Annotated in this window: 18 protein-coding genes and 1 riboswitch; of the genes, 6 read left to right on the top strand and 12 right to left on the bottom strand. The window is 65.4% G+C overall.

Translation table 11 applies throughout. From position 1 onward, the window contains the following. Positions 1-163 precede the first annotated feature (163 nt). From AB0366_RS23075 to AB0366_RS23050, 6 genes are all read left to right on the top strand, one after another. Positions 164-1,543: a hemolysin family protein gene (locus AB0366_RS23075; protein WP_128644567.1), complete on the top strand. Its 1,380-nt coding sequence runs from the start codon at positions 164-166 to the stop codon at positions 1,541-1,543. After that, positions 1,536-2,675 (top strand): hemolysin family protein, encoded by a 1,140-nt coding sequence (locus AB0366_RS23070; RefSeq protein WP_366246001.1) that lies wholly within the window; start codon positions 1,536-1,538, stop codon positions 2,673-2,675. Before AB0366_RS23075 ends, AB0366_RS23070 begins: the two co-directional genes overlap by 8 nt. Beyond that, positions 2,672-3,586 (top strand): 3-methyladenine DNA glycosylase, encoded by a 915-nt coding sequence (locus AB0366_RS23065; protein ID WP_366245999.1) that lies wholly within the window; start codon positions 2,672-2,674, stop codon positions 3,584-3,586. Before AB0366_RS23070 ends, AB0366_RS23065 begins: the two co-directional genes overlap by 4 nt. Before the next feature lie 65 nt (positions 3,587-3,651). Further along, positions 3,652-5,826, top strand: a complete 2,175-nt coding sequence (locus AB0366_RS23060; protein ID WP_366245998.1) for a malate synthase G — start codon at positions 3,652-3,654, stop codon at positions 5,824-5,826. 67 nt (positions 5,827-5,893) lie between these two features. After that, on the top strand, positions 5,894-7,555 hold the full coding sequence (locus AB0366_RS23055; protein ID WP_366245997.1) for a substrate-binding and VWA domain-containing protein: 1,662 nt from the start codon (positions 5,894-5,896) through the stop codon (positions 7,553-7,555). Positions 7,556-7,558: 3 nt separating this feature from the next. Further along, the gene (locus AB0366_RS23050) at positions 7,559-8,698 is read left to right on the top strand and encodes a metallophosphoesterase (RefSeq protein WP_366245995.1); all 1,140 of its coding nucleotides are present in this window, start codon (positions 7,559-7,561) and stop codon (positions 8,696-8,698) included. A gap of 61 nt (positions 8,699-8,759) precedes the next feature. Here AB0366_RS23050 and gcvP read toward each other — a convergent pair whose 3' ends face one another. The 12 genes from gcvP to idi all read right to left on the bottom strand — a co-directional run bounded on the left by gcvP (position 8,760) and on the right by idi (position 19,352). Continuing rightward, the gene (gene gcvP, locus AB0366_RS23045; protein ID WP_366245993.1) at positions 8,760-11,612 is read right to left on the bottom strand and encodes an aminomethyl-transferring glycine dehydrogenase; all 2,853 of its coding nucleotides are present in this window, start codon (positions 11,610-11,612) and stop codon (positions 8,760-8,762) included. Positions 11,613-11,805: 193 nt separating this feature from the next. Continuing rightward, positions 11,806-11,903: riboswitch (glycine riboswitch) on the bottom strand. An 11-nt stretch (positions 11,904-11,914) separates the two neighbouring features. Then, the gene (locus AB0366_RS23040) at positions 11,915-12,472 is read right to left on the bottom strand and encodes a MerR family transcriptional regulator (RefSeq protein ID WP_052047548.1); all 558 of its coding nucleotides are present in this window, start codon (positions 12,470-12,472) and stop codon (positions 11,915-11,917) included. 397 nt (positions 12,473-12,869) lie between these two features. Beyond that, entirely contained in the window at positions 12,870-13,343 is a 474-nt protein-coding gene (locus AB0366_RS23035; RefSeq protein ID WP_037189246.1) for a bifunctional nuclease family protein, read from the bottom strand. A gap of 99 nt (positions 13,344-13,442) precedes the next feature. Continuing rightward, on the bottom strand, positions 13,443-14,180 hold the full coding sequence (locus tag AB0366_RS23030; protein ID WP_366245992.1) for a MerR family transcriptional regulator: 738 nt from the start codon (positions 14,178-14,180) through the stop codon (positions 13,443-13,445). Then, positions 14,177-14,674 carry an FHA domain-containing protein gene (locus AB0366_RS23025; protein WP_057479400.1) on the bottom strand — a complete coding sequence of 166 codons (498 nt, stop codon included), beginning with the start codon at positions 14,672-14,674 and terminating at the stop codon, positions 14,177-14,179. The genes AB0366_RS23030 and AB0366_RS23025 overlap by 4 nt, the downstream gene beginning before the upstream one ends. A gap of 213 nt (positions 14,675-14,887) precedes the next feature. Further along, complete coding sequence (gene gcvH, locus AB0366_RS23020) at positions 14,888-15,292, bottom strand: glycine cleavage system protein GcvH (RefSeq protein ID WP_094614226.1); 405 nt, start codon at positions 15,290-15,292, stop codon at positions 14,888-14,890. A 41-nt stretch (positions 15,293-15,333) separates the two neighbouring features. Beyond that, entirely contained in the window at positions 15,334-16,083 is a 750-nt protein-coding gene (locus AB0366_RS23015) for a DUF881 domain-containing protein (protein ID WP_366245991.1), read from the bottom strand. 3 nt (positions 16,084-16,086) lie between these two features. After that, a complete protein-coding gene (locus AB0366_RS23010) occupies positions 16,087-16,515 on the bottom strand; it encodes a small basic family protein (protein WP_121869806.1) in 429 nt (142 codons plus the stop codon). Beyond that, a complete protein-coding gene (locus AB0366_RS23005) occupies positions 16,512-17,315 on the bottom strand; it encodes a DUF881 domain-containing protein (RefSeq protein ID WP_366245990.1) in 804 nt (267 codons plus the stop codon). The genes AB0366_RS23010 and AB0366_RS23005 overlap by 4 nt, the downstream gene beginning before the upstream one ends. A 101-nt stretch (positions 17,316-17,416) precedes the next feature. After that, complete coding sequence (locus AB0366_RS23000; protein WP_121869805.1) at positions 17,417-18,019, bottom strand: CDP-alcohol phosphatidyltransferase family protein; 603 nt, start codon at positions 18,017-18,019, stop codon at positions 17,417-17,419. Between the two features lie 61 nt (positions 18,020-18,080). Then, positions 18,081-18,611 carry a CoA pyrophosphatase gene (locus AB0366_RS22995; RefSeq protein WP_259468157.1) on the bottom strand — a complete coding sequence of 177 codons (531 nt, stop codon included), beginning with the start codon at positions 18,609-18,611 and terminating at the stop codon, positions 18,081-18,083. A 132-nt stretch (positions 18,612-18,743) separates the two neighbouring features. Beyond that, the gene (gene idi / locus AB0366_RS22990; RefSeq protein WP_366245988.1) at positions 18,744-19,352 is read right to left on the bottom strand and encodes an isopentenyl-diphosphate Delta-isomerase; all 609 of its coding nucleotides are present in this window, start codon (positions 19,350-19,352) and stop codon (positions 18,744-18,746) included. Positions 19,353-19,377 lie beyond the last annotated feature (25 nt).

The raw sequence follows: 19,377 nt of genomic DNA, 5'->3' as shown, positions 1-19,377 counted from the left end.
CACGGCAACTGCGGAACAACACGACGACGGTTCCACTTCGGAGGGATCCTCTATCGAGCCGGGAGAGAAACCCGGCGACACCGATTTCGGCAGCCACGTGCACTCCGGCGGCGCGATGCTCCTGTCCCAGCTTCGACGGTCCCGGCTCAGGCGGAGTTGACGCGTGGCTCTTCTTCTCACCATCGTCAGCCTGCTCGGTTTCGTCGCCCTGACGGCCGGCACGGCGCTGTTCGTTGCGGCCGAGTTCTCCCTCACGGCTCTCGAACGCAGTGCGGTCGAGTCACAGGCCGACAACGGCGACCTGCGCTCGCGCCAGGTTCTGCACGCCCACAAGACACTGTCGTTTCAGCTGTCCGGTGCCCAGCTCGGCATCACCATCACGACACTGATCACCGGTTATCTCGCCGAACCGGTGCTGGCCGGGTTCATTCGGCCGGTGGCCGACGCGCTGGGCGCATCCGAGACCCTCTCCGCCGGCATCTCACTTGCGGTGGCCCTGATCCTGGCGACCTCGTTCTCGATGATCTTCGGTGAGCTCGTTCCCAAGAACATCGCCATCGCGAAGCCGATGTCGACCGCGCGCGTCACAGCCGGTGCGATGGCCGGGTTCTCGCTGGTCTTCAAGTGGGCCATCAACGGGCTCAACGGCTCGGCGAACTGGCTGGTGCGCCGGCTCGGGATCGAACCGGCGGAAGAACTGAGATCCGCGCGGTCGCCGCAGGAATTGGGTTCGCTGGTCCGCACGTCGGCACGGCAGGGATCGATCGACGAGAACACCGCCCGACTGGTGGATCGGTCGTTGCAGTTCGGCGACCGCACGGCCGAGGAACTGATGACGCCGCGAGTCAAGATCGAAACGCTCGCCACCGACGCGACCGTGGCCGATCTGATCGAAACGGCCGCGCGGACCGGCTTCTCACGCTTTCCGGTGGTCGACGGCGACCTGGACGACACCATCGGCGTCGTTCACATCAAGCATGCGTTCACTGTCGCCGGAGCGCACCGTCGCTCGACGACGGTCGAGTCCCTGGCGCGCGACGTTCCCGTCGTACCGTCCAGCCTCGACGGCGACGCGGTGATGGAACGGGTACGTGCCGACGGTATGCAGGTCGCGCTCGTCGTCGACGAATACGGCGGCACCGCGGGCATGGTCACGATGGAGGATCTGATCGAGGAGATCGTCGGTGACGTGCGCGACGAACACGACGAGCCGGAGCTCGACGTCTCCAGATCGGGCGACGGATGGGATTGCGCAGGTCTGCTGCGTATCGACGAGGTCGCGTCGGCCACCGGGTATTCGGCACCGGAAGGCGAGTACGAAACCATCGGCGGCCTGGTACTGACGGAGTTGGGTCGCATACCGACCGAGGGGGACGCAGTTCTGTTGCCTCCCCCGGCGAACGAGGATCCGCTCGAACGAGACGGCGGTTGGGTGGCACGGGTGATTCGCATGGACGGCCGTCGCATCGACCGGGTGGTGCTCCTGCCCGTCGACGCGGCAGCGGTGGCTCGGATGAGATCGGACGGTGAGATCGATGGGTGATTTCCTCGGAGTCGGTCTCGCCGTTCTGCTGCTCGCCGGCAACGCTTTCTTCGTCGGAGCCGAGTTCGCTCTGATCTCGGCCCGGCGGGACCGCCTCGAAGCTCTGCTCGCGCAAGGTAAGAAGCGTGCTCAGAGCGTGATCGAGGCCGGTCAGAACCTGTCGCAGATGCTCGCCGCGGCCCAGCTCGGCATCACGATCTGCTCGATCCTTCTCGGGCGTGTGGCGGAGCCTGCGGTGGCACACCTGATCGAGGTTCCGCTCGAGGCAGTCGGCATTCCCGAGTCCTTCCTGCACCCGATCGCCTTCGCCATCGCGTTGACGCTCGTGGTCGTTCTACACATTCTCATCGGCGAGATGGTGCCCAAGAACATCGCCATCGCGGGCCCGGAGAGCACTGCGATGGTTCTGGTGCCCATCCATCTGCTGTTCATCAAGGTGGCGCTGCCGCTGATCTCGTTCTACAACATGTGCGCCAACCTGACCCTTCGACTGCTGCGGATCGAACCCAAGGACGAGCTCAGTTCCTCGGTGTCGGCGGTCGAGTTGTCGCAGATGATCGGCGAATCACGATCCGAGGGATTGATCGACGCCGAGGAGCATCGACGATTGCGGCAGGCGCTCGAGACGTCCGGCCGGACGGTGGGTGAGGTTCTGATTCCCTCTCACCAGGTTCGCAGTATCGAGTTGTCCGGGCCCGATCACACACTCGGACCCACCCTGGGCTCCGTCGAACGCGCTGTCATCGAAACGGGATTCTCTCGTTATCCGGTCCGCGACGCCTCGGGGGCACTCGTGGGCTACCTGCATCTCAAGGACGTCCTCGACGACATGGCCGACGAGTCGGCAGGACCGGACACGGTCATTCCCCGCAGCGACGTGCGAGCACTCCCGGTGGTCTCCATCGACACGGTGCTCGACGACGCATTGACCAAGTTGCGTCGGGCCAGCAGCCATCTCGGTGCCGTGCACGACGCGACGGGTGCGACGGTCGGCATCGTCGCGCTCGAGGACCTGGTCGAAGAGTTCGTCGGTACGGTTCGTGACGGCACGCACCGGGTGGCCGGTCCTCGTCCGGGTCAATCGTCGTCCAGTTTCAAATCCGCGGTTGCTCCCCACGGAACGCGTGAATGACCTCCTCGACGTTGCTGAGAGAAGAGCAGTGGACCACTCGTCGTGCGGCGCATGCGGCACGGGTGGAGAACCTCGTCGGTGACTATCTCACCGACCGGGGCCACGGCGGCGTCCATCCGGTGCTCGACTTTCTGTTCACCTACTACAGTCACCGGCCGGGTCAGCTGCGCCGATGGAATCCAGGTCACGGCGTCGTCCTCACCGGTGATCGTGCTCAGGATTTCGCGGCGTTCGCGTCCTACGAGCAGGTGGACACCGACGACGGCCCGGGCTTTCGGGTGCGGTCGGATCTGGTGGAGCGTCGTCGATCGAGCATCGAATTCACCCTCGGCCTGCTCGTCGCCACCCGAGACAGGCCGCCGGTGCTCGGCTGTTTCGGACTGCACGAGTGGGCGATGGTCTACCGCGGGGGCACCGCGGCGCAGCGGCACGAACAGGTGCCACTGCGTCTGGGGCACGACGGAACCGACGCCGTGGTCGATTCGATGACGTTGCGCTGCACCCACTACGACGCCTTCCGGTTCTTCACCCCCGATGCAGCGCCGCGCAACGCTCTTCCGCTGTCCCCGGAGTCTCGTCTGACGTCCGAGCAACCCGGTTGTATTCATGCCTCGATGGATCTGTACAAGTGGTGCTACAAGCTGGGACCACTGATCGATTCCGAGTTTCTCACCGACTGTTTCGAGCTGGCCCTGCACGCGCGAACGATCGACATGCGCGCGAGTCCGTACGACCTGAGCGGCTACGACCTCGAACCCATTCGGATAGAGACCGCGGCCGGACGAGCCGAATACGTGCGTGCGCAGGGCGAATTGTCGAGCGAAGCGGCACCTCTGCGCTCGGCGTTGATCGCTCGATGCCAGAATTTACTGATCGGCGGCGAGTTCGGCGTCGGACCTACCGCCGAGTAACATCGACAGCGTTGTCGTGGGGACACCGTCACCGGTGTCCGTGACCGGAAAAGAGTGAGGAATTCATGACCGATCGTGTGCAGGCTGGTGGACTTCAGGTCGCCAAGGTCCTATTCGATTTCGTCGAGAAGGAGGCGCTGCCGGGTACCGACGTAGATTCCGATGCCTTCTGGGCCGGTGCCGCGTCGGTGATCGCCGATCTCGCTCCCAAGAACAAATCACTGCTCGCTGTCCGCGACGAGATCCAGGGCAAGGTCGACGCCTGGCACGGCGAGCACGCAGGCCCGAACTACGATCGCGCCGCCTACAAGGCCTTCCTGAAGGAAATCGGCTACCTGCTCGACGAGCCGGCCGACTTCCAGATCAGCACCTCCGGTGTCGACACCGAGATCACCACCACCGCAGGCCCGCAGCTCGTGGTGCCGGTGCTCAATGCCCGGTTCGCGATCAACGCCTCCAATGCACGGTGGGGCTCGCTGTACGACGCCCTCTACGGAACCGATGCCATTCCCGAGACCGACGGCGCCGAGAAGGGCACCAGCTACAACACGGTCCGCGGCGACAAGGTCATCGCCTTCGCGCGGGACTTCCTCGACGAGGCACTGCCCCTGAGCTCCGGCTCGCACGTCGGGACCACCGGATACGTCGTCGACGCAGCATCGCTGACCGTCACCCTCGCCGACGGCAGCACGGTCGGGCTGAAGGATCCCGCACAGCTGCTCGGCTACCAGGGCACCCCGGACGCACCGTCGGCAATCCTGTTCGTGCACAACGGCTTGCACTTCGAGATCCAGATCGACCCCGAGAGCCCGATCGGCAAGACCGACGGCGCAGGAGTCAAGGACGTCCTGCTCGAGTCGGCTGTCACCACCATCATGGACTTCGAGGACTCCGTCGCTGCAGTCGATGCCGACGACAAGGTTCTCGGATACCGCAACTGGCTCGGCCTGATGAAGGGCGATCTGACCGAGGAAGTCTCCAAGGGCGGCAAGAGCTTCACTCGCGCGATGAACAAGGACCGCACCTACACCTCGGTCGACGGTTCGGAACTGACGCTGCACGGACGCTCGCTGCTGTTCGTCCGCAACGTCGGTCACCTGATGACCTCGGATGCGATCCTCGACGCCGACGGCAACGAGGTGCCCGAAGGAATTCTCGATGCCCTGTTCACCTCGCTGGCCGGTATGCACTCGCTCACCTCGGACAACGTGCTGTCCAACTCACGGACCGGTTCGCTGTACATCGTCAAGCCCAAGATGCACGGACCGGACGAGGTCGCGTTCACCGCGGAGCTGTTCGGCCGGGTCGAACAGGTTCTCGGTCTGCCGACCAACACGCTCAAGGTCGGCATCATGGACGAGGAACGCCGCACGACGGTCAACCTCAAGGCATGCATCCAGGCCGCATCCGAGCGGGTCGTGTTCATCAACACCGGCTTCCTCGACCGCACCGGCGACGAGATCCACACCTCGATGGAGGCAGGCCCCGTCGTACGCAAGGGAGCGATGAAGGGCGAGAAGTGGATCGCCGCCTACGAGGACTTCAACGTCGATACCGGTCTCGCCGCAGGACTCGAAGGCAAGGCACAGATCGGTAAGGGTATGTGGGCCATGCCCGATCTGATGCACGACATGCTCGAGCAGAAGATCGGCCACCCCAAGGCCGGAGCCAACACCGCGTGGGTTCCCTCGCCCACCGCAGCGACCTTGCACGCCCTGCACTATCACAAGGTCGATGTCTTCGCCCGTCAGCACGAGATCGCACAGGCCAAGCGCGCCACTGTCGACGACATCCTCGAAATTCCTCTCGCACCGTCCACCGACTGGACCGACGAGGAGAAGCAGAACGAACTGGACAACAACTCGCAGTCGATCCTGGGCTACGTCGTGCGGTGGATCGACCACGGCGTCGGCTGCTCGAAGGTTCCCGACATCAACGACATCGCACTCATGGAAGACCGGGCGACGCTGCGCATCTCGAGCCAGTTCATCGCGAACTGGCTGCGCCACGGCATCGTCACCGAAGACCAGGTGCGCGAGTCGCTGAAGCGGATGGCCCCGGTGGTGGACCGTCAGAACGAATCCGATCCGACGTACAAGCCGTTGGCTCCCGACTTCGACACCAACATCGCCTTCCAGGCTGCCAGTGACCTGATCTTCCAGGGCACCAGTCAGCCCAACGGCTACACCGAGCCGATCCTGCATCGTCGCCGACGGGAGTACAAGGCCGTCAACGCCTGACGGACTTATCGACCACGTGGGTGAACATCGGAACACAGGGCGCGGGCGTTCGATAGCCGCCGGACCCGTGATCGCCGTGATAGCGATCGCGGTGCTGGCTGCGGCCGTGTTCGGATGGTTTCAACTGCGGGATCGAATCTTCGATCAAGGGGTCGAAGCTGCCGACACATGTGTGGAGGGATCGGCGGTGCTCACTGTCGCCGCCGATCCCGACATTTCCGGGCCGATCGAACAACTGGCTGCTCGGTTCAACGACACCGCACCGGTGGTACGGGATCACTGTGTGACAGTGCAGGTTCGAGCTACGGCCTCCGATGCCGTGCGAATGGCTCTGAACACCGGTATGGACAACTGGGACGTCGGAGCACTCGGCGCTCGGCCGGGCCTGTGGATACCACAATCGTCGGGTGACGTCGAAGCCGTGACCGACCGAGGAGCCGTCGACGGCACCCCGCGGCCACTCGCGACGAGTCCGGTCGTACTCGCGGTGCCGTCAGCCGTGGCCGACGCTCTGGCCACTGCGAGCTGGGCCGATCTGGTCGGCCTGCAACGCGACCCACAGGCGCTCGGCCTCGGCGAGTGGGGCGCACTTCGCCTCGCACTACCGACCGGATCCGATGCCGGCGCAACGACACTCGCGGTCGCCGCCATCGCTGCCGGGGTACGCGGCGATCCGACCACTGCCCTGACCGTCGAACAGGTCTCGTCGAGGGAACTGGTCTCGGCTGTGTCGGAGCTGGCCGTCACCGACACCGGAGCCTCCGCAACGTCTGCGTCCACCACCTACGACGCACTCGCGGCCCTCGAGAACGCGCCGGGCCCCGACGCTCCAGTCCACGCGGTTCCGGTCACCGAACAACAACTGGCATCGACCGATTCGTCGACGCTGACCGCCGTCGAACCCCAGGGCCCCACTCCCGTTGCCGATCATCCCGCGGCCGTACTCTCCGGCGACGAGACATCGACCCGGGCCGCCGCCGCATTCGTCGATTTCATCCGGCAGCCCGACGGTGCGCAGTTGCTCACGGATGCGGGCTTCGGCGTCGGCGAGACACCGGCCGTCGAAGCCGTCGCTGCTCCTACCGGACCGGTTGCCGACGCACTGCTGGCCGTGCTGCGAAATCCGGTCCTGCCGCGCCGAGCCACGGTACTGCTCGACGTGTCCGAGTCGATGGGCACGACCGAAGGCAGTGCGACTCGGCTGCAGAACACGGTTCGTGCCCTCGATGAGCAGTTCCAGCGAGTGCCCGACTCCACCGAGCTGGGCCTGTGGAGCTTCAGCGAGGACCTGGACAACTCGCTCCCCTACCGCGTCGACGTTCCGACCGGCCCGATGGCGGCTGCGATCGGGCCGACTCCCAGGCGTCCTGCTTTGACTGCCGGTGCGGCGGCGTTGACACCCGAATCAGCGTCGTACTCCGCCGAGTCGTTGCTGGCCGCCTATCGCGACGCAGTGGCCGGATTCGTCCCCGGACGCGTCAATTCCGTCGTGCTGATCACCGACGGCCCCAACGACGACCCGTCGCTGTCCACCCAGGACCTGCTCACCGACCTCGACTCGGCATCCGATGCCGCACGTCCGGTCGCGGTGAACGTGGTGATGATCGGCGAGAACACCGACGCGACCGCATTCACCGACATATCGGCCCGGACGGGCGGCACTGCGACGACCGTGCCGACGTCGGATTCACCGGATTTCTTCGATCTACTCGGAAAGTTGCTGTACTAGAACATGTCTCGTGTAATTTTTGTCGGCGTCTTCTTGCTCCTCGTCACCCTGTTCCTGCACTGGCGGTTTCTCTCCGTCACCAGGATGCCGACACGTCCCAAACGGGCTGTCGATGCTGCGCTGGCGCTCCTGTGGCTGGGCGCGGTGATCGGCTTCGGCAGCGGCGTCGAATTCGATCCGTCCTGGGCACGAGGACCCGCCTTCGTCGGGCTCAGTTGGCTCGCCGTGGTGCTGTACCTGTTCCTGGGAACGGTGCTGGTGGCCGTGGTCTGCACCGTCATGAGAGTGGTTTTCGCAGCGAGGCGTCGCGATTCGTCCTCGGCTCGACTGCGTGTGACGAGGATCGGCTCAGCTGCGGTGGCACTCGTCAGCGTGGTCGCAGTGGGGTACGGACTCGTCGAGGCGGCAACTCCGCGGGTGACGAACACCGACGTCGCGCTCGACAGGCTGCCGGCCGAATTCGACGGCGTCCGAGTGGCGTTGGTGTCCGATCTGCACGCCGGGCCCTCCCGCGGCGCGGACTTCGTGCGCAAGGTCGTCGATTCGATCAACGCCCAGAATCCCGATGTCGTCCTGCTCGACGGCGATCTCATCGACGGAACGGTTCCGTTGGTCGGTGCCGACCTCGCACCGCTCCGCGACCTCGACGCCCCGCTCGGTGTGTTCGCTGTCAGCGGCAACCACGAGTTCTATGCGGGAGACGGCGGTGAATGGCTCGATCTGTGGTCGACGCTCGGAATCGACGTCCTACGCAACGAACGCACGACCCTCACCCGTGGCGACGCCGCGATCGATCTCGCCGGTATCAACGACGCCACTGCCCCCGCACCGTACGAACCCGATCTCGGTGCGGCATTGGAGGGGATCGATCCCGACCGTTTCGTGCTACTGATGGCCCACCAGCCGTTGCAGGCGGTGGAGGCATCGGACTTCGGAGTCGACATGCAGGTCTCCGGGCATACGCACGGGGGTCAGATATGGCCGATCCGGTACCTGGTGCCGCTCCAGCAGCCGAGTGTCGAAGGCCTGGACACGATCGACAACACCACGCTGTACACCACCAGGGGTGCGGGCGCGTGGGGTCCACCGGTCCGTGTCGCTGCTCCGCCCGAGATCGCGATGCTCGAGCTCACGCAAGGCTGAGTTTCTCCGGCTCGAACAGAACAGAGCCCGCCACGTCGCCGTGGCGGGCTCTGTTCTCGGCTCAGGCGAATGCCTCGATCGGTGGGCACGAGCACACCAGATTGCGGTCGCCGTGGGCACCGTCGATGCGTCGCACCGCGGGCCACACCTTCGGACGGTCGTAGCCGGCCGGATAGGCAGCGAGTTCCCGTGAATACGGGTGATCCCACTCGGCCACCAGACTCCGAGCAGTGTGGGGTGCGCCTCGAAGTGGGTTGTCCTCGACAGTCCATTCACCCGATCCGACGCGATCGATCTCGCCCCTGATGGCGATCATCGCATCGCAGAAGGCGTCGATCTCCTCGAGGTTCTCGCTCTCGGTGGGCTCGACCATCAGAGTTCCGGGCACCGGGAAGCTCATCGTGGGCGCGTGGAAGCCGTAGTCCGCCAACCTTTTCGCAACGTCGTCGACGGTGACTCCGGTGTCCTTGGTCAAACCTCGCAGATCGAGAATGCACTCGTGGGCAACCATGCCGTTGTCGCCGGTGTACAGAACCGGGAAGTACTCGTCGAGGCGGCGGGCGATGTAGTTGGCCGACGCGATCGCAGTCAACGTCGCCTGCCGGAGTCCCGTCGCACCCATCATCGCGATGTAGGCCCACGTGATCGTCAGGATCGAAGCGCTGCCGTATGGGGCGCCGGACACCGTCGGTCCCGAACCGAGCTGTGGGGCCAGTGGGTGACCCGGCAGGTACGGCTGCAGATGCGACCGCACACCGATGGGTCCGACACCGGGCCCGCCGCCGCCGTGCGGGATGCAGAAAGTCTTGTGCAGGTTCAGGTGGCTGACGTCGCCGCCGAATCGGCCGGGGCGCGCCAGACCGACAAGAGCGTTGAGGTTGGCACCGTCGACGTACACCTGACCGCCTGCGTCGTGGACCGCTGCACAGATCTCGGAGATCTCGTGCTCGTAGACGCCGTGGGTCGAGGGATAGGTGATCATGATCGCGGCGAGGGTGTCGGCGTGTTCGGCGATCTTGCCGCGCAGGTCGTCGACGTCGACGTCGCCGTTGGGACGGCAGGCCACGACGACCACGCGCATGCCCACCATCACCGCCGAGGCTGCGTTGGTGCCGTGCGCGCTCGACGGGATCAGGCAGACGGTGCGTCCGGCATCGCCGTTGCCGAGGTGGTAGCGACGAATGGCGAGCAGTCCCGCGTACTCGCCCTGGCTTCCCGCGTTCGGCTGCAGGCTGACCGCGTCGTAGCCGGTGATGTCCACCAGCCACCGTTCCAGGTCGGCGATCACCCGCAGCAGACCGGGCACATCCGAGGAGGGAGCGAAGGGGTGCTGACGGGCGAACTGCGGCCAGGTGATGGACTCCATTTCCGCGGTTGCATTCAGCTTCATCGTGCACGAACCCAGAGGAATCATGCTGCGGTCGAGCGCAATGTCCTTGTCGGACAACGCGCGCAGGTAGCGCAGCATTGCCGTCTCGGTGCGGTACCGGGTGAATGCCGGGTGCGTGAGGTACTCCGAGGTGCGAGCCATGTTCGCCGGCAACGACTCGGCCCCGGAACCGGCCGTTTCTGCGCCGAACGCGGCGAGCGCGTTCGCGATGTGCTCGGGCGTCGTCGCCTCGTCGCACGCGACGGCCACGTGGTCGGCGTCGACCAGCCGCAAATTGATGCCGCGCTGCTTGGCATGGTCGACGACTTCCTGAGCCTTGCCCGGGATCGCCGCGAGGACGGTGTCGAAGAATTCGTTGTGCACCACGTCGATGCCTGCCTCCCGCAGACCTGCCGCCACGGTTCGAGCATGCTCATTCACCCGAGTTGCTATGGCCCGCAATCCGTCTGCGCCGTGGTAGCTGGCGTACATCGCGGCGACGATGGCCAGCAGGACCTGAGCGGTACAGATGTTGGAGGTCGCCTTCTCCCGGCGGATGTGCTGCTCGCGGGTCTGCAGCGCCAGTCGGTAGGCGCGATGGCCGTCCGCGTCGAGCGAAACCCCGACCAGTCGGCCCGGTAGCTGACGGGAATGACCGGACCGCACTGCGAGGTATCCGGCGTGCGGTCCGCCGTAGCCCATCGGAACACCGAACCGCTGGGTGGTTCCGAAGCAGACGTCCGCGCCGATCTCACCGGGCGGAGTCACCACGGTGGCAGCGAGCAGGTCCACTCCCACGGCAACCAGCGCGCCACGCTCGTGCGCGGCCTCGATGATGGCCGTGTGATCGATCAGACGGCCCGACGCTCCCGGCAGCTGTGCCAGCACACCGAAGAATTCTCCGTCGGGAAGGCCTTCGGTCAGATCGGCGTAGACCAGTTCGATCCCCAACGGCTCGGCGCGAGTGGCCAGTACGGCCTCGGTCTGCGGGAAGATGTCGGAATCGACCAGCAACCGAGGCGACTTCGACGCCCTGTTCGCGCGCCGCATCAAGGTCATGGATTCGGCGGCCGCCGTCGACTCGTCGAGCATCGACGCATTTGCCACGTCCATGCCGGTGAGGTCGGCGACCATGGTCTGGAAGTTCAGCAACGCTTCGAGTCGCCCCTGGCTGATTTCGGGCTGATACGGCGTGTAGGCGGTGTACCAGGCCGGGTTCTCCAGAATTCCCCGGGTCAGCACCGGCGGGGTCAGCGTGTCGTAGTACCCGAGGCCGATCATCGACGTCGCCACGGTGTTCTGCCCGGCGAGATCGGCCAGTGCGGCGAGCACCTCGTGCTCGCTCAGGGCAGGCGGCAGCGTCGACAAGCCGTCGGGAACGCCGTCGACCACGGTGTCGAGGATGGAGGACGGAACGGCTTTGCGGGCCAACTCGTCGAGACTGTCGACCCCGATCGTGTCGAGGATGCGGACCAACTCGGTGACGTCGGGGCCGATGTGGCGATCGACGAAAGTGTGTGCGGACGAGGCAGTTCGGTCGGTCACGATGTGCTCCCAGGTGCCGGAAAGACGAGGCGTCGGACGACCGAGGCAAACGCTCCGGCCGCTCCTCCCCCTCTGTCGTGTGCCCGCTGACGCGTGCGCCTGAGAGATTCGGTCGGACACGGCGCGCCGAAAAAGCGCGCCGGCACCTTTCCCCTTGGGCGGGTGGGTGCTCCCACCACTTTCCAGAGTTGTCGAAGCCCACACGGTCCGTGTGCCTGAGAGATTGACGGGGAGGTGTTGCTCCTTCGGCGTCCGAGACTGGATGCCTCGGAACTCTCCCGCGCGGGCGCGACTAGGAAAGTCTAGCCGGTCTTGCGGCTCGCGCGATTCTTGCGGCGCGAGGCCAGCTCGTCCTCGGGGCTCGGCTGGCTTTCACCGCCGTCGGCACGTTCGGCCGGGAAGTCGGCGATGGTGCCGGTGAGCTCGCGCATCGCGCCGTTCACGGCGATACCGAACACGCCCTGTCCACCTTGCAGAAGGTCGACCACTTCTTCGGCCGACGTGCACTCGTAGACGGTGGTGCCGTCGGAGAACAGCGTGATGTTGGCGAGATCGCCCACGCCGCGCTGGCGTAGGTGATCGACGGCGACGCGGATGTTCTGCAGTGAGATACCGGTATCGAGCAGCCGCTTGACGATCTTGAGGACGAGCATGTCCTTGAACGAGTACAGCCGCTGGCTTCCCGACCCCGCTGCGCCGCGGATGGACGGGACGACGAGCCCGGTGCGGGCCCAGTAATCTAGCTGGCGGTAGGTGATGCCGGCGATCTGGCAGGCACTCGGCACGCGATAGCCCACGAGTTCGTCGGGCACGGAGTCGTCGGGGAACAATCCCGGTTGGATGTCCTGGGGCGCTTCGATTCGGGCGCTCGACGCCTGGTCGGGGGTGTCGACCCGAGCATCGGCACCGACGGGCGTGTCCTCGGTCCGGCCTGCGGCTTCGGACTCTCGACTGCCGTGATGCTGCTGCGGCTGATCTCCCACTGACTGCTCCCTCTCGGATGTCTCACTGCGTTCGGATCGAGTCAGTACTGCGATCCGTCCGAGACACTGGAAATGCCTCGGTGTACTCGCGTGAAGTCATACCGTGTACCAGGCCAGAGTACGCCTCGGTAGCTGTCGACGAGGCGTGAACTGCACCGGATCGGACCAGCAGCGGCGATGAACTTCACTGGCACGAACGTTATGGGGACGATCGTGCAGATTCAACGCAACGCGCCGTAAACCTGAACCTAAAGTTGAGGTTGAGACTCTTCTGTTACCCGTCGGTGGCTTTGAAGTCGTCCGGAGACACCGATTCGAGGAACTCCTTGAACTTCTCGACCTCGTCCTCGCGCTCGTCGGGCATGATCAACCCGGCTTCGGCGAGCACGGGCTCCTCGGCGAAGATCGGCACCCCGGCCCGAAGTGCGATGGCAACGGAATCCGACGGCCGAGCGGAGACTCTGATGTCCTTGTCGAACACGAGATCGGCGTAGAAGGTGCCCTCCTGCAGATCCACGATGCGCACCTCTTTGAGCTGGTGCCCGAGAGCCGAGATCAAATTCTTGACGAGATCGTGAGTGAGCGGCCGGGCGGGTTGCACACCCTGCTGCTCCAAAGCAATTGCAGCAGCCTCGGTTTGACCGATCCAGATCGGGAGGTACCGGTCGCCGTCGGCCTCGCGCAACAGCAACACGGGCTGGTTCTGCGGCTGTTCGACACGAATACCGACCACACGCATCTCACTCATCGTGTCTGCCTCTCACCTCGAGAAATCCGGGCTGCACTGAAAACGGGCTCAGCTCGTCGCTGCCGAGTCTATTGGAATTCGAAACGACGCGAGCGAACGTCACCGATCGAGTGCACCTCGCACCGCCGCTTTGACCAGGCAGGTGTGCAAGGTCAAGGACAGTGCGGCCAACTCGCGAATCATTTCTTCTGCGCGATCGCGCGCACCGGCGTCTCGGCCCTTGGCCACGGGTCCGGCAATCTGCGCAACCAGGCCGGCTTCGCGGTCCGCCGCGAGCTTGAAGGCGCGAAGGTGGCGCACTTCGAGACCGAACTGCAACATCGCGTGTGCCGTTCGAGCGAGCGTCACGGCTCCGTCGTCGTAGAAACCGGCCTGCCCGGGGGTGATCAAACCGGCTCGCAACAGCTCGGTCAGGAACGCATCGTCGATCCCCGACTGAGCGAGTAGATCTGCTTTGGCGATGCGAACCTCACGATCGGGCAGGAACTCCTCGGGAGAGACCTCACCCGCGGCAACCGTGAGCGACCGCGGACGCTTGACCGACGCATCGGCCCGCTCCACGGTGGCTACTCCATGATCGATGGCTTCGAGCTGCTCTTTGATCACCTTGAGCGGCAGGTACTGGTCGCGCTGCGCGGTCAGCACGAAACGCAGACGCTCGCAATCCGCGATGGAGAACCGCCGGTACCCCGACGGAGTGCGCTCCGGCGAGATCAGCCCCTCGGCTTCGAGGAATCTGATCTTCGAAATGGTGACATCAGGAAAGTCGGGCCGAAGTCGATCGAGGACGGAGCCAATCGACATCCCCCCGTTGGACTGCTGCCCGACGGCGGTCACTGGCTTCCTGCACCCGCAGACGTGTCGCCGACCTGAGATCCGTTGCCGCCGCGCGGTCCGGTGAGGAACACCAGCCGGAACTTGCCGATCTGGACCTCGTCGCCGTTGGCCAGCACAGCGGAGTCGACCGGCTCCCGGTTGACGTACGTCCCGTTGAGGCTGCCGACGTCGACGACCTGGAAGTCGTCCTCGTCCTGCCGGAACTCGGCATGCCGACGGCTGACGGTGACATCGTCGAGGAAGATGTCACTGTCGGGGTGCCGACCGGCCGAGGTGGTCGGCTGGTCGAGCAGGAACCGTGATCCTGCGTTGGGTCCTCGCTTGACGACGAGCAGCGCGGCACCGACAGGCAACCCCTCGACACCCGATACCGGAGCTTCGGTGCTCTGGGCGGCCGCGGAGTTGTCCAGCTCCTGCAGGAAATCTGCACGGAAGACCGAGGTGGTCTCTGCCGGTGACTCCCCGTAGTTGCTGTCGTTGTCGTTCTGGCTCACCGTTACTCCTTCTCAGTCCGTTCACCCGGGGCAGAGAACGCCGCGGGTAACGCAGTACATGGTCTTCACATCAGGTGTTGCTTGGCGTTCGGTGTTGCGTAGCGTCGTACAGCTTGCTGGACCTTCGCCCCGACAGGGTATTCGCTCGGTGTCGACCGTACCCTGCGCAGCGGGGGCCGTGTGGCCTGTTGGCCGGTGTCGACAGCCGGCCGATCACTCGGCCGTGATGAGAGCATATCCGGCGGCATCGAGCATCTGTGCCAGTGCCGCGTCCAACTCCTCCGGTGTCGAAACCTCGAGGTCGATCAGCCAGCCTCCGGTGTAGGGTCCCGAGTTCACCTTCTCGGGTTCGCCGTCCAGATCCTGGTTCACGGCAACCACTTTCGCGGTCAGCGGGCTGAACACGTCGGAGACACTCTTGGTGGATTCGACCTCGCCGAGAGACTCGCCCGCGGTGACGGTGTCGCCGATCGAGGGAAGCTGAACGAACACCACGTCGCCCAACTGCGCCTGCGCGAAATCGGTGATCCCGATGCGCACCGTTGCAGGCCCCGTGCGCTGCACCCACTCGTGCTCGGGGGTGTAGTACAGATCAGCTGGTGTGTCGATGTCGCTCAACGCGGCATTCCCTTCGATCGTGGCCCGGGGCGATCGGGCGGTCAGTTACCGGGCTGAGCGTATTGACGCGGGCGCGGGTCCCGCAAGGCGGACACCGTGACCTGGTCCGACTGCGCGATGTTCGACGTGGCACCGTTGCGGGTCACCGTGTCCACGACCCCGCCGGGAATGTTCAATGCCGACGCGAGCGTCGGCGGGTCTCCGATGGCAGTGAAGGTGTACGGGGCTCGTAGTTCTCGCCCGTCGACCACCACCCGACCGGCGGAACCGGCGATCCACGAATCGACACCGATGCGGACGGCGTTTCCGCCGCCTTCGAGCTGGAGTGCTTCGGCACCGGCGGCGCGCAATTCCTGCATGGCGTCGAGCAGTACCTCCGATCCCACGCCCGAGTTCGGGTCCTCGATCACCAGTGTCACGCCTGGCCCCTGGGCCGCGACGGTGCCCACTTGAATCGACAACGCGGACAATCGTTCCTGCGCTTCCGCCACTGCCGCCTCCGATCCCGAACCGGACTGGCGCAGCGTCGCCAGAGTGGCCTGCAGGGTGCCGATCTCGTCCCGGATCGACGCCTCACGTCGGGTCAGGGTGTCCAGCACGACCAGTAGGTCCTCGGGCCGGGAGTTCTCCAGGCCATCGGTGGTGCTCGTCTCGCGTACCTGCGTGGCCAGGCCGATTCCCAGGACGCACAGCAGCGCGAGCGCGAGAACACCGAATGCCGCTCCGCGCCTTCGCCCCTGCGCATCGGGACGTCGCGCGCGCCATCCGTGCCGTCCGCCGCTTGCCGTCATTTCCTAGGCACCGAACAGACGTCTGCGCAGAGCGGCCGCGTTGCCGAAGATGCGAATTCCGAGGACGACGACGATTGCCGTGGACAGCTGGGTCCCCACCCCGAGCTGGTCGCCGAGCCACACGATCAAGGCCGCGACCAGAACGTTGAAGACGAACGAGATCACGAACACCTTGGCGTCGAAGATCCCGTCGAGAAAAGCCCGAACACCGCCGAACACCGCGTCGATCGCCGCCACGACGGCGATCGGCAGATAAGGAGCAACCACTGCGGGAACCTGAGGACCCGCGACCGTCCCGATGACGACCCCAATGATCAGCGCGGCGATCGCGGCGAGCGCGTAGACGCCGTGGGTGGGGGTGATCGGCGCGTCTGTCGACGCCTGCACCTCGGACTCGGCCGGTAGGGCACTCGGTGGATCGTGCTCCGTCATCGTGGGCCTGCCTCCTCTGCCTCGAACGACTCTCTCACAGCGGCGGGACCGAACTCGAGATTCGTAGCCGGACGCACCGTGAATCCGACGCCGTACAACTGCGCCACCGTGCTCATCCGCAGATAGGCGTCGCTGACGACGAACTGGACCTGAATGCGCTGCGGCGGCCCGATCGCGTCGATCTCGTAGGGCGAGTCGATCGGGCGATTGTCCAGCAGCATCGCCCCGCCTGCCTGCCGGATGGTCACGTTCGGGCCGACTCGAATACCGTCCACCGACACCGCCTCCGCACCGCTCGCCCACAACGAATTGACGATCGCAGCGATGTCCCGATCGAGTACGGCTGCGCCCGAACCCCGGCGAACCGACCGATCCGACGTGTCGCCCTCGGCCGCCGGTTCGGTGACGACAACAGAGAGCCCAGGGCCGGACACCGAATCGATGCCCGCGGCGGATTCGACTGCACTCAATCGCTCCAGCAGCGCACTGCCCGAGACATCGGACTGAAGGGCTCTGTCGCGCTCCGAGGACACCTGTTCGGCCAGTGCCTGTTGCGTTGCTTCCAAATCGGCGCTGCGATCCTGTGCGGCTCGGACCGCAGCCGACGCGTCGGCACCCGCGCGGTCGACATCGGCGGCACCGGACGCCAGTTGCGAGAACGCGATACCGAAGATCACCCCGACGACGACGGCCCCGCCCAACAACCAGAGCGCCGCAGGCACCCGCGGCTTGCGGGTGTGGAGCGCGCTACGTTCGGCGGCCGCTGCGCCGTATCCCGGGTCCAGATGGTCGGTCAGCAACGACGTCAGCAGCGATGGGACGGGATTCCTTCTGACCTGTGTCCCCGGTCGTTCCGCAGGCTCCACTCCTGTCCGCCCTGGTCGTTCCGCAGGCTCCACAGTCAGGTGCCGGCCACTGTCGGATCGACTGCCCTGGCGACAGCGATCGCTTTGCCGAGGTACAGCAGACCGGTCCAGGTGTACAACGCCGTGCCCCAGATCAGCAACGCGTATCCGAGCGGTCCTGCGGCGTCGGCCACCGAATTGCTGCCGGCCGATACGAGCAGGACCGGCAACGCGATCATCACCACGAACGTGGCGGCCTTGCCGAGGTAGATGACGTCCGGAGGCGGGAGGGACCTGCGGCGGTAGACGAACATCGTCAATCCGAGTACGGCGTCGCGCCCGATGAGTATCGCTGCAACCCACCAGGGAATGATGCCGCGCAGAACGAACGCCACCAGAGTGCTGACGACGTAGAGCCGATCGACCAGTGGATCGAGGATGGCACCGAGCTTCGATGCCTGGCCGAGCATGCGAGCCAATTTGCCGTCGAGCCAATCGGTTCCACCGCTGACGAGCAATATCACCAACGCCCACCCGTCGGCCTCGGGGCCAAGCATGAGATAGAGGAACAGCGGAACGCCCAACAGCCGGACTGCGCTGAGCAAGTTGGGAATGGTCGCGATGCGATCCGACACCTCGAGCTCATGGTTGTTCGTCATCGGCGATCACCTCCTTCTCGTCCTGCTCGTCGCAGTCTGCCCACCGGGGCTTGCGGCCACGTTAGCGCCACGCGAACACCGGCTGCTCGAAGTCCGCGACTCGGGTGTGTCGACCGTGCAATGCCACTTCACGAAACTGGTGGACGATCGCGCCGGTAGGAGCATGGATGGCCCCGGTTCGGTACGGCCACCGAATGACCGGACGCGTCGATTCGGGGATCGACACGAATTGGGCGTCGACGTCGAGTTCGTCGACCGTCACCTCGAACACTTCGGCCACCTCGTCCGCACTGGGGAGCAAGGTGGACGAGTAGTCGCCGACCCACACCACGAACGGAGTGATGACGTACCCGGATCGAGTGACGTAGTCGTCCAACCTACCGAGCACGTCGGACTCATCGGCTCGAATCCCCAACTCCTCGGCCAATTCCCGCAGACAGGCCTGCATCGTGGATTCGCCCGGGTCCACACCGCCGCCGGGCAACGCGTACTGGCCCGGATGCGCGCGCAACCGATCCGGCCTCCTCGTCAGGAGCATGCGCCTGTCCCCCGGCAGTCCACCGACCGCAACGGCGACGGCAGCGGCGCGCAATCCGTCGGATTCGGCGGTGCGATGGGAGAAACGGGCGAGTTCGCGCGCGACGGAAGCTCGATCGAGCAGGTCCTCGTTCGGCCTACCAGAATCGTCGACAGTCACAGTACGAACCCTAGAGGCCCGGCGAGATCAGCGGGTATCGGCAGGCCGGGCGGCGGGAGGGAGCAGATCGTCCGGCGACGCCGGCCAGCCGAATGGCTCGTCGGCCAGAGCGGTCAACTGCTCCACCTGCGTTCGGCACCAGGGCGATACGTCGATGGTGCCGCCCAGCACCCCCGCGGAGAACTCACGCCACGACACCCATCGTGTCTCGTCCACCTCGGCCGGATCCGGATCGAGTGTCGCGTGCTCGTCGACTCTCACGCGGTACACGGGACATATCTCGTTCTCCACGATTCCGTTGTCCATGACGGCCCGGTATCGGAAGTGCGGCAGTACCAACTCGGCGGATTCCGCACGCAGGCCGAGTTCTTCACCGATTCGTCGCAGCACGGCGTCGTCGAGCTTCTCACCGGGAGCCGGGTGGCCACAACACGTGTTGGTCAGCACCCCTGGCCACGTCGTCTTGCTCGACGCTCTGCGGGTGAGAAGAACAGCGCCGTCCGATCTCACCACGTAGCTGGAAAATGCCAGGTGAAGTGGCGTGTCCAGCGTGTGGACGGTGGTCTTGTCATGCGTGCCGACGGCACGGCCTTCGTCGTCGAGCAGCACCACGTGCTGCGCTCGGGATCGATCCATCGTTCCATGGTCCCACGGCCTGCGC

The sequence above is a fragment of the Rhodococcus sp. NPDC076796 genome, assembly GCF_040702765.1.
Lineage (GTDB): Bacteria > Actinomycetota > Actinomycetes > Mycobacteriales > Mycobacteriaceae > Rhodococcoides.
This window is presented reverse-complemented; position numbering and strand designations above follow the sequence as displayed.

Bases quoted from the DNA above. Each gene is read 5' to 3' on its own strand.
- AB0366_RS23070 (WP_366246001.1), top strand. From the start codon at position 1,536: ATGGGTGATTTCCTCGGAGTCGGTCTCGCCGTTCTGCTGCTCGCCGGC.
- AB0366_RS23065 (WP_366245999.1), top strand. From the start codon at position 2,672: ATGACCTCCTCGACGTTGCTGAGAGAAGAGCAGTGGACCACTCGTCGT.
- AB0366_RS23060 (WP_366245998.1), top strand. From the start codon at position 3,652: ATGACCGATCGTGTGCAGGCTGGTGGACTTCAGGTCGCCAAGGTCCTA.
- AB0366_RS23050 (WP_366245995.1), top strand. From the start codon at position 7,559: ATGTCTCGTGTAATTTTTGTCGGCGTCTTCTTGCTCCTCGTCACCCTG.
- AB0366_RS23035 (WP_037189246.1), bottom strand. From the start codon at position 13,343: ATGAGTGAGATGCGTGTGGTCGGTATTCGTGTCGAACAGCCGCAGAAC.
- AB0366_RS23015 (WP_366245991.1), bottom strand. From the start codon at position 16,083: ATGACGGCAAGCGGCGGACGGCACGGATGGCGCGCGCGACGTCCCGAT.
- AB0366_RS23010 (WP_121869806.1), bottom strand. From the start codon at position 16,515: ATGACGGAGCACGATCCACCGAGTGCCCTACCGGCCGAGTCCGAGGTG.
- AB0366_RS23000 (WP_121869805.1), bottom strand. From the start codon at position 18,019: ATGACGAACAACCATGAGCTCGAGGTGTCGGATCGCATCGCGACCATT.
- idi (WP_366245988.1), bottom strand. From the start codon at position 19,352: ATGGATCGATCCCGAGCGCAGCACGTGGTGCTGCTCGACGACGAAGGC.